The 14,740-nt window shown below is 42.2% G+C and carries 12 protein-coding genes; 1 reads left to right on the top strand and 11 read right to left on the bottom strand.

All coding sequences use genetic code 11. The annotated features are described in order from the left end of the window. Window positions 1-337: 337 nt before the first annotated feature. The 5 genes from AXF17_RS04085 to AXF17_RS04065 all read right to left on the bottom strand — a co-directional run bounded on the left by AXF17_RS04085 (window position 338) and on the right by AXF17_RS04065 (window position 6,014). A complete protein-coding gene (locus AXF17_RS04085) occupies window positions 338-1,639 on the bottom strand; it encodes a galactokinase (protein WP_094233928.1) in 1,302 nt (433 codons plus the stop codon). Window positions 1,640-1,649: 10 nt separating this feature from the next. Next, complete coding sequence (locus tag AXF17_RS04080) at window positions 1,650-3,515, bottom strand: Na/Pi cotransporter family protein (RefSeq protein WP_094233927.1); 1,866 nt, start codon at window positions 3,513-3,515, stop codon at window positions 1,650-1,652. A gap of 65 nt (window positions 3,516-3,580) precedes the next feature. Next, window positions 3,581-4,240, bottom strand: coding sequence for a manganese efflux pump MntP (locus AXF17_RS04075; RefSeq protein WP_094233926.1), 660 nt, complete (start codon window positions 4,238-4,240; stop codon window positions 3,581-3,583). Window positions 4,241-4,303: 63 nt separating this feature from the next. Continuing rightward, on the bottom strand, window positions 4,304-5,173 hold the full coding sequence (locus AXF17_RS04070; RefSeq protein ID WP_094233925.1) for a phosphoribosylaminoimidazolesuccinocarboxamide synthase: 870 nt from the start codon (window positions 5,171-5,173) through the stop codon (window positions 4,304-4,306). Between the two features lie 76 nt (window positions 5,174-5,249). Then, entirely contained in the window at window positions 5,250-6,014 is a 765-nt protein-coding gene (locus AXF17_RS04065; protein WP_157682562.1) for an alpha/beta hydrolase, read from the bottom strand. A 96-nt stretch (window positions 6,015-6,110) separates the two neighbouring features. On the opposite strand from AXF17_RS04065, the gene AXF17_RS04060 reads away from it, so the two are divergent. Continuing rightward, window positions 6,111-6,593 carry a YfcE family phosphodiesterase gene (locus tag AXF17_RS04060; protein ID WP_094233923.1) on the top strand — a complete coding sequence of 161 codons (483 nt, stop codon included), beginning with the start codon at window positions 6,111-6,113 and terminating at the stop codon, window positions 6,591-6,593. 167 nt (window positions 6,594-6,760) lie between these two features. Here AXF17_RS04060 and AXF17_RS04055 read toward each other — a convergent pair whose 3' ends face one another. The 6 genes from AXF17_RS04055 to galE form a co-directional block, all read right to left on the bottom strand. Then, complete coding sequence (locus AXF17_RS04055; protein ID WP_094234735.1) at window positions 6,761-9,115, bottom strand: ABC transporter permease; 2,355 nt, start codon at window positions 9,113-9,115, stop codon at window positions 6,761-6,763. Between the two features lie 8 nt (window positions 9,116-9,123). Beyond that, window positions 9,124-9,822, bottom strand: a complete 699-nt coding sequence (locus AXF17_RS04050; RefSeq protein ID WP_094233922.1) for an ABC transporter ATP-binding protein — start codon at window positions 9,820-9,822, stop codon at window positions 9,124-9,126. A 177-nt stretch (window positions 9,823-9,999) separates the two neighbouring features. After that, complete coding sequence (locus AXF17_RS04045; RefSeq protein WP_157682561.1) at window positions 10,000-11,448, bottom strand: aminoacyl-histidine dipeptidase; 1,449 nt, start codon at window positions 11,446-11,448, stop codon at window positions 10,000-10,002. Between the two features lie 240 nt (window positions 11,449-11,688). Continuing rightward, window positions 11,689-12,600 (bottom strand): translation elongation factor Ts, encoded by a 912-nt coding sequence (gene tsf, locus AXF17_RS04040; protein WP_094233920.1) that lies wholly within the window; start codon window positions 12,598-12,600, stop codon window positions 11,689-11,691. Between the two features lie 97 nt (window positions 12,601-12,697). Beyond that, on the bottom strand, window positions 12,698-13,438 hold the full coding sequence (rpsB, locus tag AXF17_RS04035; protein WP_094233919.1) for a 30S ribosomal protein S2: 741 nt from the start codon (window positions 13,436-13,438) through the stop codon (window positions 12,698-12,700). A gap of 235 nt (window positions 13,439-13,673) precedes the next feature. Further along, window positions 13,674-14,717 carry a UDP-glucose 4-epimerase GalE gene (galE, locus tag AXF17_RS04030; protein ID WP_094233918.1) on the bottom strand — a complete coding sequence of 348 codons (1,044 nt, stop codon included), beginning with the start codon at window positions 14,715-14,717 and terminating at the stop codon, window positions 13,674-13,676. Between the last annotated feature and the right edge of the window lie 23 nt (window positions 14,718-14,740).

Raw genomic sequence — 14,740 nt, 5'->3', positions numbered from 1 at the left:
TCTCCCGGGGTAAGACATAGTTCTTTCGCCACACAACCTCCAGATTTACTGTCTCGGTGATACGTTTACCTTTTGGGCTTCGGTTTGTGTAGCAACCTCACCCACCGTTTAGCCTTGTATCCGGTTTCTGTTCGTAGGCTCGATGGCTTTGCTACACCGCTTCCTTCACTTGAGCATTACTGCTTTCCGCTTGCGGTTCGCTACACTTGGCGGTAAATACCCGTGACTGGACTCTCACCAGTAAGAACTGTGCCATGCCCGGCACACTAACAAAAGAGCTCCAAGGCAGATATAATCTGCTTGGAGCTCTTTTGATTATCTAGTCCACTTTATATCGCTATATTAACCTAAACTGTCTGGTCTTACTAAATTCATATATCTCAGATATTTCAGTTCCATTATCGTCACCGAATATCTTCTGCATGGATTTAATATATGATTCTACTCTTCCCGTTGCCGCAATGGCAGCAGATATACCCTGTCTGCCATCCCCTATGATGGCGGTAGTACCGCTATCATAGAGAAGCTCATCGCTCACCGAGATTGCAATCGCAAGTTCTTCAAATGTCGGAGCACCTGCAACGCCATAAGATTGAAGGTATTTGAATCTAGAGTCACTTGCAGACTTAAATGTGTTTATGAATCTCTCGATATCATTAGTGATTATATAGCTACTAGCCTCTAATGTCCTAACGATTTCCCCCATATAGCAGAACGCTCTGAGAAGCGCCCTATCACCGAGTTTATCCCTTATCTCTTCTGCATAGCCTATGAGAACATCGTTATTGACATCCCTAAGCACTCTAGCTCCGATAATGCCTGCAACTTGTCTAAGCTCATGGACGATATCCCCAAGTGCCGCGATATCCGTCCTCTCATTGAGAATTGCCTTTGGATACAGTTTCGTGAGCACCAACCGGTAATCTCTCGGCAGAACTTCTCCCAAGACCTTGCTTGAAATAGGAAGTCCTGGTTTCTTAAAATCCGCAAAGCTGAATCCACCCATACAAGAAGCGAGTTGCCTTGCAGTACCACTAGGTACGTCGTAGTGCGAGTTAGATGCGCATTGCCCTATCTCCGCCAGTTCATATTTATTAAGCTCCCCAAGGTTAAATAGTTCAAATATCGCCCTAGTCATCACAACTTCAAAGGTTGGTACATATATCTCATTGAGATTGAAAGGTGCACGTCCAAGAACATAGGCATTAAATCCACCTATCTTATATCCTCGAAGTTTCAGTTCAGCAAGCATCCCTCTAACAAGGCCTTTTTCAGTACGAACCTCATTCTCATTTCTTCTGAGTCCCCAAGGATCTAACTCGAGTATACCTTCAGCTTCAGAATACACGTGAACCATCTTATCTTCGGATTCACATATCACAACTACAAGCTCGCTATCTATGGCCGCACTAAGCACCGCGCCATTCTGAGCTTCTGTAAAGTCTCCGAGCAGCGGAATCGCAAACGGAGCGCTGTAGACAGAAACCTCCATCTGTCCGAAATCTTTCTCAAAGCCACTGATGGCATTACACAGTCTCCCTCTGAGTCTGGAAATCTCAATGGTGCTTGCTGTATCTTCGAGAAGAGAGTCATACACCCCATCATTTAATTCAAAAAGCAATTTGTTAGTTGTTTTCATATCCGTTTTATTACATTATAATATCGAGCTGAAGCTGTTTCTCAATTTCTGCATCATCGTAATCGGTTGAATCAGCTGACATGGAGTCGAGAACTCCCATGTACTTAGCCTTGTATTTTGCAAAAAGCTGATTATAAGTCTCATCGTCCGAGTGATGTATATCACGTAGGTACTGATGCTCATTTCCATAGATGTTATCATCTTCGATACCGAGTATATTAACACCTAGGTCAGAGCACTGGTCAGAGATACGCTCTAGATTCTGTAAGATATTCTGGAAGCTAATACCCTTCACCACATCGCAAAGGTTGTGCTTCATTCTCCACATATGTCTTCGTCTTACTTCATCAACCATCTCGTCGATAACTTCTTCGAGCGGCTCGATTCTCTTAGCCTTCTCATAGCTGCTTTCTTTGTAAGCATCAGCAGTTAATTCGAGAATATCATTAATTGCTGTAAGAAGAAGTCTTATTTCAGCCATAGCTACTCTCGAGAATTCAACATCATCTTCCTTCATACTCTTGATGGTATCCATGATATTGATTGCCAGGTCACCGATTCTCTCGATACTCACAAGTCCCTTCATCAGGAAGCTCTGGAATCTATCGTCATAGTCAAGAGTTATATGAGGAGAAATTTCAATTACGTACTTGTCAGCCACGTCTGTCATCTTGTCGATCATGTCTTCGCGCTGATTCATACGCTCATTTCTATTTGGATCGTACTCATACATCTGCTGAATACAAGCAGTATAGTTATGTAGTGCAACCTCGAACATATTGCTGGTCATGGTGTGAGTTTCACCAAGAGCGATACGAGGATTGTTGATAAGTCTGAGGTCGAGCTGCTTGATGCTCTCCTTGATCATGGTATCTTCTGGATCTTCTGGCTGATCAGGAACAAGTCGCTCTGCAATCTTTGCAAATACTCCAGCGCAAGGAAGAAGCATCAGTGCTGGGATTAGCTTAAATAGTCCGTGTACGTTAGCGACTCCACCTGCTTTAAGTGTCATATACCAGATATGGTCGTCGATAACGCCTGTTCCTCTGAGCACACCTACAGCTACGAACAGAAGAATAGCTGCCGTTACGTTGTATAGAATGTGAATGAGCGCAGTTCTGATCTGCTCCGGCTTTGCACCTATGCGGCACACTAGATAAGTAGTCAGGCAGTCACCGATATCAATACCGATGATTACCGCAAATACTCCGCAGAACTTAATACCGATGGTACTTGCGATCGACTGTAGTATTCCGACTACAGCGGATGAACTCTGTATAACTCCCGTTACGAACACACCTGAGAAGAATCCAAGTAGCGGACTTCCTTCAAAAGAAACGAGCAGCTTACTAAGCACATCGCCCATGTGAGATACTGCTGCACTCATGTTCATAAGTCCGACGAACAGCGTACCGAATCCCATCAGGATGGTTCCAGCCGTATTAGCAGCTCTTGAGTTCACGAACATAATCAGAATTATTCCAGCAATGAGCGCCATCGGCGCTAGATTGTCAGATTTAAAGAATGAAAGAATACTAGTAGAACCAGCCTTAACATCCATCAGTCTGATAATCTGTGCAGTAATCGTAGTTCCTACGTTAGCACCGAGGACGATTCCTATCGACTGTCTAAAAGTCAAGAATCCTGCCCCAACGAGACCTACTGTAAGGACTATAGCCGCAGTAGAACTCTGAATCATGCAGGTTACAACAAGTCCAAGCAAGAATCCTTTAAATGGCTTGTCAGTAACTCTAGCAAGTGCCGCCTTCATCGCACCACCTGATGTTGACTTTAGTCCATCACCCATGATGCGCATTCCATAAAGAAACATTGCAAGTCCGCCGAGCAGACTTACGATTTTAAAGAAAATCTCCAATCTGATATCTCCTTATATTAAAAAATTCGTGTTAAAGATTATAATAATCATGCAGTGTAATTTTATTACAGCAGTGTGCCTTTTGTAAACACTTCTATGCCAATAATTACAAGAATTACGCCGCCTACAATTGTCGCATGAGCAGAGAACAAATTACCTAACCTTGAACCAATTCTCATCCCAGTAAAACACATTATCCAAGTCGTAGATGCGATGATCGTCGAACATACAAAGGCTGCCTTAACATCGTAATCGACTATTGCAAATCCCGTAGATAAAGCATCGATAGATGTCGCAATCCCCTGCAGTAAAAGCGTCATAGCTGTAAGCTCTAAAGTGTTCCCGATATTTCGATCTACATCACTGCTACAGACTTTCATACTAGTATCAGTACTTGTATCTCCACCTATACAGACCTCCGATTCAGACTTACCATTTCTTAAACCTTCACGTATCATGCGCACCCCTAGAAAACCAAGCACCAGTAGTGCAATCCACGGAACAAGGTTATCAAATGCGCCCAAAGCTTTTACAACCTTGTGCACCAGAAACCATCCAAGCAGAGGCATCGCAAATTGAAAGAATGCAAACACCGCTGTAACTCTTATCACATATCCAAGCTCTGCATCTGGCTTACTGATACCATTCGCAATAGATATTGCAAATGCATCCATCGCTAGACCTATACCGAGTAAAATGCTACTTAGAAAAAATATAAAGTCCATAATCACCCTATATAATTTGAGAGCCGCATTTACGGCTCTCAATAAAAGTCTTATTAATACACCTTAGAAGTCTTTCCCTGTCAAAAGCTTATACGCCTCCTTGTACTTCTCGATTGTCTTTGCGATTACCTCGTCAGGTAGTTTGTAGTCGCTGTCTGGATTTGCCTTGAGCCAGTCTCTTACAAACTGCTTGTCGTATGATGGCTGTGACTTTCCTACTTCGTAACCTGCTACTGGCCAGAATCTCGAGCTATCAGGTGTAAGAACCTCGTCAGCAAGTACGATTTTACCCTCTTCATCTAAACCAAACTCAAGCTTAGTATCAGCGATTATAATGCCTCTCTCGAGCGCATAATCTGCACACTTCTTGTATACGGCAAGTGTCAACTCCTTAACCTTACGAGCTAGCTCTTCTCCCCTTCCTGGGTATGCCTTCTCAAGCACTTCGATACTCTTCTCATACGAGATATTCTCATCGTGATCGCCGATTTCAGCCTTTGTACTAGGTGTATAAATCGCTTCAGGGAGCTTTTCAGACTCTCTAAGTCCCTCTGGAAGCTTGATTCCACAAACCTCACCAGTCTCCTGATAGCTTGCCCAGCCACTACCTGTAATATATCCTCTAACGATGCACTCTAGAGGCAGCATGTCTAGCTTGCGGCACATAGTGCTACGACGTGCAAATTTCTCGTTTCTGAAGAACTCAGGCATATCATTGTTATCTACTGAAATTAAATGATTTGGCACAAGGTCGTTCGTCAAATCAAACCAGAACTTCGAAATCTGTGTCAGGATTGCACCCTTGTCAACGATATCGTTCTTAAGAATGTGATCGAACGCCGAAATTCTATCTGTAGCAACCATGATTAGGTTGTCACCGTTATCATAAATCTCTCGCACCTTACCAGCCTTAAAAGGTTTAAACTCCTGCATCTTGCTTCCTCCTAGTGTCTTTAAACAACTTACAAATCTGTACTTTATAAATTGTATCACCAATCGCCTCCGCTCGCTACTCCCAAAGGAATCTTATCGTCTCAGCAACAGCAATTTTTCTTTCTTCGAGTGTAGGAAACAAGTGCTTTCCACCCTCGATTTCTATAAGCTTTGCGTTCGGAAATATCTTTGCCGCCTTACGGGCATAGTCGATATCCACCAGCTCATCATCCGTGCCGTGTACAATCAGCACAGGATTCTTGTACCTCATCATCTCACGCCACTCGCTGATCACGATTGCATCTGCTACGTATCTTTTCCCAACCCTGAACTTGTCGTTCATCACCTTGAAGCTATCTGGAATCTCTTCGCCGTTAAATACAGCTCCGAGCATTGAACCCTTACGAGCGTCGTCAGGTATCGATAGTGCGGGATAGTACAGCACTAGTTTCTTGACTTCATCTTTACGCTTCTCTGCAGCGAGCGAAGCCACGAGACCTCCCTGGGAACATCCCATGAGGAATATCGCATTAGTATTTACGAAAGGTCTATCTTCTACATAATCGAGCACCACAAGCAAATCGACAACTTCTGTGGTAACACTCATCTCCGTAGGCTTTCGTCCTCTGCTAGTCCCACTTTCAGAGCCGCAAAAATCGAATACAAAAACAGCATACCCTTGTTTGCAAAGCATCTGAGCATACCTACTTGTTGATCTCATATTGGTACCGAATTCGTGACATATTATGATAGTTGGGTGCTTCTCTTCGCGCCCGTCCATATACCATCTCCCATGGATTGCCAGCGAACCCTCTCTAATTGTAACTCCTCTTGTAATCACTGTTTTCCCTCACTCAAAACTATTCATTTATATTTTAATTCTTGACCTCGCGCAAAACAAGTATAAGAATCACATCCCATATGCTACAATATCCATATGAATATTTTGGTTTTAAGTGATACGCATGGCGAACTAGACCGTGCACTCGAAATGTACGAACGTATATCAACTTCAATTTGCAAGATAGACCGCATTATCCACTGCGGCGATTTCATTAAGGATGCCCACGAGATAGAAAAGCAAACAGGCACCCCGGTTAGCTGTGTACCGGGGAACTGCGACGGCTGTAACAGGGAAGTTTTTGAAATTATTGATACACCTGCCGGTAAAATCTTGATTACGCACGGTCATGCGTCAGGTGTAAATTCCTCGCTACTTATCCTCAAATATCTTGTATCTTATCACGGCTGTGCTGCCGTATGCTTCGGATACACTCATGTTCCAGTTAACGAAGTTTCATCAGGTATAAGGTTTATCAACCCCGGAAGCCTAACTAACCCTCGCGGTGGAAGCAAGCGCTCTTGTGCGCTTATCATAGCTAAGGATGATAAGCTAGCAACAACTATAATCGAATACTAACTATAGTATAGCTGGATATGAAATCTAAACTTCTTTGACTTATAAGCCTACACTACATATATCTTGTATAACAAAACAGAAGAGCCGCTATACCGGTTGAAACATCAACCGATATAGTGGCTTTCCAATGCACTAATGAGGCTAGATATTTGTAGAAGTTTATAACGTTACTCCGCTTGCTTTAGAGCGATCGCCATTGGAATTTTCTTAATCTGACGCATCAGCACCTTTGATATCAAGAAGTACCCAGCTACTCCCAGCACCAGAATTTTAATGTATACTGATGGAGCTATGTAATACCCAAGGCAGCCGCTGTAATCAAGCATCATGTAATAAAACATTTCTCGTATAATCCGCTCTGCTAGGAACACCGATATTACCAGCGATGAAATCGCCACTATGCCCGTAGCACAATTGTACAACAGACCTATCTCTCTATTTGAATACCCGAGTATCTTGACCAGTGAAATCGAATTCACACTCTTCTCAATCGCGGACTTTGCAAGCAGATACAGGAACAGCATGTATAGCGTACAAGCAAAGGCTCCGAACATCTCAAATATCTCACCCATGGATGATTCTAATTGATCAGCTGTAAGTGTCAAATCCTTCTTAGTGATAATCGTTGCAACAAAGTTATTATCTATCTCACCTAGCTTCTTATCCGAGAAATATCCCGTATAATTATCCGCGGCTTTCCCGAATACCTCGTTATACTTCCGTATAGGCATGAAGATGGCCAGTGAAGATGGATATTTGTAAGTTCTCTTCACCACAAATGTGTATTTCTCATCGCCAAACTTCGCATGTAGCTTTATTTTTGCACCATCCTTCAAGCGATACTTTTCCATATATCCACTTGAAGCGAGAATTTCTATCTCTTTCTTGCCGTCGTCATACTTAGTATTTGAATCGTTTGACGCAGCATTGTCACTTTCGTTATCAGTTTGGCTTATGCTTTTACCATCATCAATTAGTTTCCCTTTAAAATATTTGGAATTCTCTTCGATTCCAAATACCGAAACCTCTTCATCTCGATCGTTCTGTAGCGTTGAGAACGCATACTTCTCAGCATTCTCGTATTTAACATCGTAAGGGGCTTTTAGTACATACTGATATGTAGCTATCTGACTTTTCAGTACATCTGTCTTGAAATGACTCAACATCGGTCCTAGCATGGTTCCGAACATCATGAGTATGCTCGCCATCAGAATTCCTATCGCCAGAGTTGCATATGCACCCATATTATGTAGTATTATTCTCACTCTGAATCTAGAAATAAATCTCCAGTTAGGTAATGTAAGAGGATTTCTCGACTTGCTCTTGCTCTTCACCTCGCCACGGAGTAGCTGAAGCGGTTCAGTTCTAAGCGCCAGGGAAAGTACTATGATATCGACTACTAGAACAATTACAATTGGAACTAACGTCGTCTTAATAAAGGCTTCGCTGCTCCAGTGAGTCGTGTACATCGGAAGCGAATAACTATGATAATATGCCTTTGCAATGTACTTCTTGAGCCAGGAATATCCCAGCAAATTCCCTATAACCGCCGCTACAAACGATACTATTATAGGGAGCATCATGTAATACGATAAAAGTTCTCTGCGTGTATATCCTGTTGCTCTCAGCGTTCCAACCGTTTTCGACTCTTTCTCGATACTGTTTCTAGCGCTAATCGCAAATATGAACGCTATTACCGCCATGATGATATACAGCATCCACTGCATCATCACAATATCATGCCCGAAGTCATTGCCGGTAAACATAATCGCATTGTTATCTGGTCTAGCGATTATATCACTTAGCATCACCCGCTTACCGATCAGCTCAACCTTTACATCTACAGCCTTATCCTTTTGCGCCTTTTCAGACAGTTTCTGATTGTTGTTTCGCCATGCATATGAGTAAACGATACCGTTATTTCCGAGCTTATCCCACGCATCATCTGTCACTACAGCCACCGTGAACTTCTGCGCATCGAACATCATGTCCGCATTATTTTTAAAAAGCGCACTATAATCGGAGAATGCACTAAACCCCGATACCTTGAATTTATGCCCATTTATGCTTAAAATGTCACCGATTTTTATCTTATTATTTTCAGCATATAGACGGTCTATAGCTATCTCGTCAGCTTGTTTTGGCAAATGACCAGACATCATGGATATCTTGTTTAATGTCTTTCTGCTCTTGTAAATTCGTAATGTATCTCCCTTGTGTTTGCCTGATGTCACGTCTTGTTCTTTGTAAAACTGCTTCTGTACTTTAATCGACTGGTTCTTTTCAAGGTCGTCTATTACCGTATCTAAGTCGGCATTTGGTTCAACCGCAACGCTAAAATGACCGTTCTCGATAGAGTATTTATCAAAGCCCTCGTTATAAGTACGGAGCATGCTGCTATCAGCAACAATATAACCACTCGTAAATCCTATGGAGAAAACTAGAAAAAGAAACAACACTAAATACTTTCCTTTTTCATCCCAGAGTTCTCTAAAGACTCTTTTATATATTGGATTCTTCATAGCCACACCTACCATTCAATCAGTTCTGCAGCTATTCTGCTCGAATTCTTCTCATCGCTCCTAATCTTACCATCGTGAAGGTTGATAACTTGGTGTGCCATCTGGCTAATCGCAACGTTGTGCGTAACAATAACTATCGTGCTTCTATACTTATTATTGATGTCTTCAATTAATTTAAGTATCTCCTTCGAAGTATTGTAATCAAGAGCACCAGTCGGCTCATCACAGAGTAAAAGGTCAGGATTTTTGACAATCGCTCTACCTATCGATGTTCGCTGTTGCTGTCCACCTGATAGCTGATTTGGTCTCTTGTCCTTATGTGCTTCAAGCCCAAGCAACTCTATTAATTCGTCTATTGGAAGTGGTTTGTCACTCAGATAAGCACCAACTTCAATGTTTTCTCTCACAGTCAGGTTAGGAATTAGATTGTATGACTGAAAGATGTATCCTAGGTGCTTTCGTCTATACTGAGATAGCTGTTTATCATTGAAATTCTCAAGTTTATCATCCCCTATAGTCACAGACCCACTGTCTGCCTTATCGATACCTCCTAATATATTTAGCAGTGTCGACTTTCCTGACCCCGACGGTCCAAGAAGCACGCATATCTCTCCCTTGTTTATGCCACAATTTACCCCTTTTAGAACATCGACGCGGCTATCTCCCGTGCCATAGCTTTTCTTAATGCTGTCAATCTTCAGGTACATGTTATATCCTCTGCCTTCCATATTAACTTGTGAACAATTTTAAATTATAGTTAGACATAACTAACTCATTTTGATTAAAAAACAGGAATAATAATACAACTATTCCTGTCTCTATTAATATATCACTGTTTATTTAACGATTCAATATAACTTTTGAATTCGCCAACTCTTAACAACTTACTTGCAGTGAGATAGGATTAGCTTGAGGTAATTCCAAGTCCTCTCTGTCGAAGAAATGGAGATGTTCTCATTCACAGAGTGAACGTCTGAAATATCTGGTCCAATAGATACTGCATCTACCTTGCCTACCTTCTCGGCCCAGATTCCACACTCAATACCAGCATGCATTGCACTTACAACAGGCTCTTCACCATACTGTTCCTTATATGCAGCTACGCATACATCGAGGAGATCTGACTTGTTGTTGAATTCCCATGCGCCGTACGAGCTACCGCTCTCAACTTTAGCTCCAAGAGCTTCTGCGAGGATGCCAATCTTTCTAGCGAGTAATGTATTACGTGAGTTTACACTTGATCTAACCATGGACATAGTAACCAATCTTCCCTCTTCAATCTTGATAATTCCAATTGAATGGGATGTCTCAACGAGTCCCTTTAGTTCTACGCTGTAATGCTCAACGCCTACTGGGCAAGCAAGCACGAACTTGAAGAAATTATCCTGGCATACGGTGTCGATTGCCTCTTCTTCTACTTCTCCTACCGCTTTAAAAGATACTGTGATTCCAGGATCCGAAGTGCGGTACTCAACCTTAATCTGCTCTGTAGAAGCAGCAATTCTCTCTTCAAACGCCTTAACATCCGAAGCAGCAACGATTACTTCTCCCTCTACCTTTCCAAGGATTACGTTAGTAGCTCTTCCGCCCTTGATTGATACGATGTTTAGTTCAGCCTTCTCTCTAGCATCAAGGAGTATTCTAGCTACAATCTGACCAGCATTTGCACGTTCCTGATGGATATCTAGTCCAGAGTGACCACCGAGTAGTCCATCAACGAGATACTTGTATTTCACACCCTTTACGACCTTTTTATCTGCCGGGAAGCTTGTAAAGATATCTACTGCACCTGCACAGCCAACGGTGATTACTCCCTCATCCTCAGAATCCACGTTGATTATCTTGCGGGATCTGATCTTTGATCCGTCTAGAGCGTACGCACCAAGCATACCGATCTCTTCATCAACAGTTGCGATGAACTCTAGTGGTGGGTGAGGAATATCTGTCGAATCGAGAAGAGCAAGTCCCATAGCTATAGCTGCGCCGTCATCAGCTCCAAGAGTAGTCTTGTTAGCAGTTAGGAAATCTCCATCGATAATAAGCTCTATTGGATCATTCTGGAAGTCATGAGCGCTGTCCTCAGTCTTCTCAGCAACGATATCCATGTGGCCCTGAATCATAACCATGTCAGAGTTCTCATATCCAGGAGTTCCTTCCTTCCAGATAATTACGTTTCCAGACTCATCCTGATAGTATTCTAGTTCGTGTTCTTTCGCAAAATTAACGAGGTATGTAATAATCTTCTCAGTGTGTCCTGAAGCACGCGGAACGTCACTGATTTCTTTGAAATATTTAAACACTTCCTGTGGTGCTAGTTTGCTTACGTCGCTCATTGATAACCTCCATAATATCATAATCATAATTATATGTAGTATATACATAAATAATTATAAAGAGATATGTGTATGAGTTCAATAACATTTACCCTCAATTATGTATTTTCGAGTTATCGTTTCCTTCATCTATTTCTGCATTAAAAAGCGCAGCCAATCGGCTACGCTTTTTCGTCACTCGACATATCACGAATATCGAGATCTTAATGCTATTGTATGTCCGCTTGAAACGAGTAGAGCTTAGCCCTGAACTGCTGCAGCAACCTCTGCTGCGAAGTCGTCTTCCTTCTTCTCGATTCCCTCGCCAACTTCAAATCTAATCATGGATACAACCTGCATATCCTTACCAACTTCTTTAGCGCACTTCTCTACGTATTGAGCGATGCTGAGGTCGCTGTCCTTTACGAATGGCTGATCAACTAGGCAAACTTCCTTGAGCTCCTTCTTGATCTTACCAGCAACAATCTTCTCAACCATTTCAGGCTTCTTACCCTCGTTGAGAACCTGCTCAGTGAGAATCTTCTTCTCGTTCTCGATATATTCAGGATCAACGCCAGCCTCATCAACAAACTTAGGGTTCATAGAAGCAACCTGCATTGCAACATCCTTACCACAAGCCTCAACCTCTGCCGCTGTAGCATCAGTCTTGATACCAACGATAACGCCGATTCTGCCACCACCGTGGATGTATCCTGTGTAAACAACGCCCTCTTCCTCAACTCTAGCATATCTTCTGATGTTGAGGTTCTCACCAATCTTTGCAACTTTAGCTGTTAGAACGTCATTAACAGTTGATCCCTGGAATGGCTCTGTCATGAAAGCATCCATATCTAGGTCACCCTTTACAAGTGCCTCAGCAGCAATTGCCTCAACGAACTCAACGAACTCTTCGTTCTTAGATACGAAGTCCGTCTCAGAGTTTACCTCAGCGATTGCCGCAACCTTGTTACCCTCTCCGAAAGCAAGTCTTACGAGTCCTTCAGCAGCGATTCTGCCAGACTTCTTCTGAGCCTTCATGATTCCCTTCTCACGAAGCCAGTCTACCGCCTTATCGATGTCGCCATCCGTCTCAACTAGTGCCTTCTTGCAATCCATCATACCGGAACCTGTGAGCTCACGAAGCTCCTTGACTAGTGCAGCTGTTACAGCCATTGTGTCCTCCTTACTAAATAACCGTCCGAGCCGGGTTAGTTCTCGGTCCGGACGGCATTCACTTGTTATATTATACGTTTATAAAAGTCTGTGTAATTTATGCTTCTGCTTCAGTCTCAGCTTCCTCAGCTGGAACTTCGCTATCATCGAAGCTTTCGCCCTGCTTTGCTTCAATTACAGCATCTGCCATCGCAGATGTGATTAGCTTTACAGCTCTAATAGCGTCATCGTTAGCAGGAATGATGTAGTCTACATCGTCTGGGTCACAATTAGTATCTACGATACCTACAACTGGAATTCCAAGAGTTCTTGCTTCCTTAACAGCAATCTTTTCCTTCTTAGGGTCTACTACGAACATTGCTCCGGGCATACCCTTCATGTCCTTGATTCCGCCGAGGAATTTCTCCAGCTTATCAGCTTCCTGTCTGATCTTAAGAGCTTCCTTTTTAGCGTATTTTTCGATAGTCCCATCAGCTTCCATCTCGCGAATCTCAGCTAGTCTAGCAATTCTCTTGCTGATAGTCTTGTAGTTTGTAAGCATTCCACCGAGCCATCTCTCGTTTACGAAGAACATTCCTGCGCGTAGAGCCTCGTCCTTTATAGCAACCTGAGCCTGCTTCTTAGTTCCTACAAACAGGACTGGCTCTCCATCTGCTGCTACCTTTCTGATGAAATCATAAGCATCGTCAATTCTCTGAATAGTCTGCTGAAGATCGATGATGTAGATTCCATTTCTCTCTGTGAATATGTATGGAGCCATCTTAGGGTTCCATCTTCTAGTCTGGTGTCCGAAATGAACACCTGCTTCTAAAAGCTGTTTCATTGATACTACTGACATAATTAACCTCCGGTTGTTACTTCCACCGTGAACACTAGCCTTCAACCTTCAAGAGGCACCGCGGCAACTTCACGATGTGATTATTACTTACTACATCCATGTATTTGGACACAAAGATGCCTATATATTATAGGTCACTAGACTAATTAAAGCAAGTAAATATTTGAATTTAGTGGTTGTACTTGTATTTTCATAATCAGATAACATCTGTATTTTTTATGCACATGGACATATTTTATAGTTTTTTCTTTATTAACTTCTTGTTCCAAGCCCATGCCGATTCACAGACATCTTCAAGGCTATATATGGCTTCCCATCCAAGTTCATCCTTTATTTTATCACAGCAGGCATACATCTCTGCAATATCACCTTCTCGAGCTTTTTCAATTTCACAAGGAATACTATGCCCACACACCTTCTCAAAAGTTTTGACCGCCTCTAACACACTATATCCACATCCTGTTCCCAGATTATAGATAGAAACTTTAGGCTCATCGTACAACTTATTGATAGCAGCAACATGTCCTCTAGCTAAATCAGAGATGTGGATATAGTCTCTTATACCTGTTCCATCGGGAGTGTTATAAGAATTGCCCATAATCTTGAAAGCCGGAACTTCTCCAGATGCTGCCAGCGCAATTGAAGGCATTATGTTGCCTGTTGCCTTGTTATATCTTTCTCCTATGAGACCACTTGAATGAGCTCCTGCTGGATTAAAATACCTTAACAAAACTATGTTCCATCTAGAATCCGATTCAAATAAATCCTTAAGAATTTCTTCTTGAATCCATTTAGTCCTACCGTATGGATTAGTACAATTTCCTGTTTTGCACTCCTCTGTAACTGGCATAATTTTCGATTCTCCATACACATTAGCTGAAGAACTGAGGATGAACTTGCGTACATCATGTTGTTGCATAACTTCTAGTAGCTCAAGAGTTGGGATAATGTTATTTTTATAATACTTTAGGGGGGAATTAATCGCTTCGCTAACTGACTTATAGCCCGCTAGGTGAATGACGATATCTATATGTTCCTTTTCAAACAGTTCGGTTAGCATTGATGAATTGCCCACATCAATGTTATAGAAAGGAAAATTCTTCCCACTAACATCAGTTATTCCTTGTAATGAGTCTTCACAAGAGTTGCTAAAATTATCTGCAATTACTATATCATAACCAACTTCAAGCAATTCAACGGCAACATGACTTCCAATATATCCCGCTCCACCAGCAAGTAACACTTTTGGGGGGCGGTATGTTTTTTTTAGTAATGACATTGTGTTTTACCAATATCCTTTTC

It is taken from the genome of Mogibacterium pumilum (assembly GCF_002243385.1).
Classification (GTDB): Bacteria; Bacillota; Clostridia; order Peptostreptococcales; family Anaerovoracaceae; genus Mogibacterium; species Mogibacterium pumilum.
Note: the sequence above shows the minus strand (reverse complement) of the source record. Positions and strands in the feature narration are given on the sequence as shown.

Coding starts and splice junctions, on each gene's coding strand:
- AXF17_RS04085 (WP_094233928.1), bottom strand. CDS start 1,639: ATGAAAACAACTAACAAATTGCTTTTTGAATTAAATGATGGGGTGTAT.
- galE (WP_094233918.1), bottom strand. CDS start 14,717: ATGTCATTACTAAAAAAAACATACCGCCCCCCAAAAGTGTTACTTGCT.
- AXF17_RS04070 (WP_094233925.1), bottom strand. CDS start 5,173: ATGCAGGAGTTTAAACCTTTTAAGGCTGGTAAGGTGCGAGAGATTTAT.
- tsf (WP_094233920.1), bottom strand. CDS start 12,600: ATGGCTGTAACAGCTGCACTAGTCAAGGAGCTTCGTGAGCTCACAGGT.
- AXF17_RS04050 (WP_094233922.1), bottom strand. CDS start 9,822: ATGTACCTGAAGATTGACAGCATTAAGAAAAGCTATGGCACGGGAGAT.
- AXF17_RS04045 (WP_157682561.1), bottom strand. CDS start 11,448: ATGAGCGACGTAAGCAAACTAGCACCACAGGAAGTGTTTAAATATTTC.
- AXF17_RS04060 (WP_094233923.1), top strand. CDS start 6,111: ATGAATATTTTGGTTTTAAGTGATACGCATGGCGAACTAGACCGTGCA.
- AXF17_RS04055 (WP_094234735.1), bottom strand. CDS start 9,115: ATGAAGAATCCAATATATAAAAGAGTCTTTAGAGAACTCTGGGATGAA.
- rpsB (WP_094233919.1), bottom strand. CDS start 13,438: ATGTCAGTAGTATCAATGAAACAGCTTTTAGAAGCAGGTGTTCATTTC.
- AXF17_RS04075 (WP_094233926.1), bottom strand. CDS start 4,240: ATGGACTTTATATTTTTTCTAAGTAGCATTTTACTCGGTATAGGTCTA.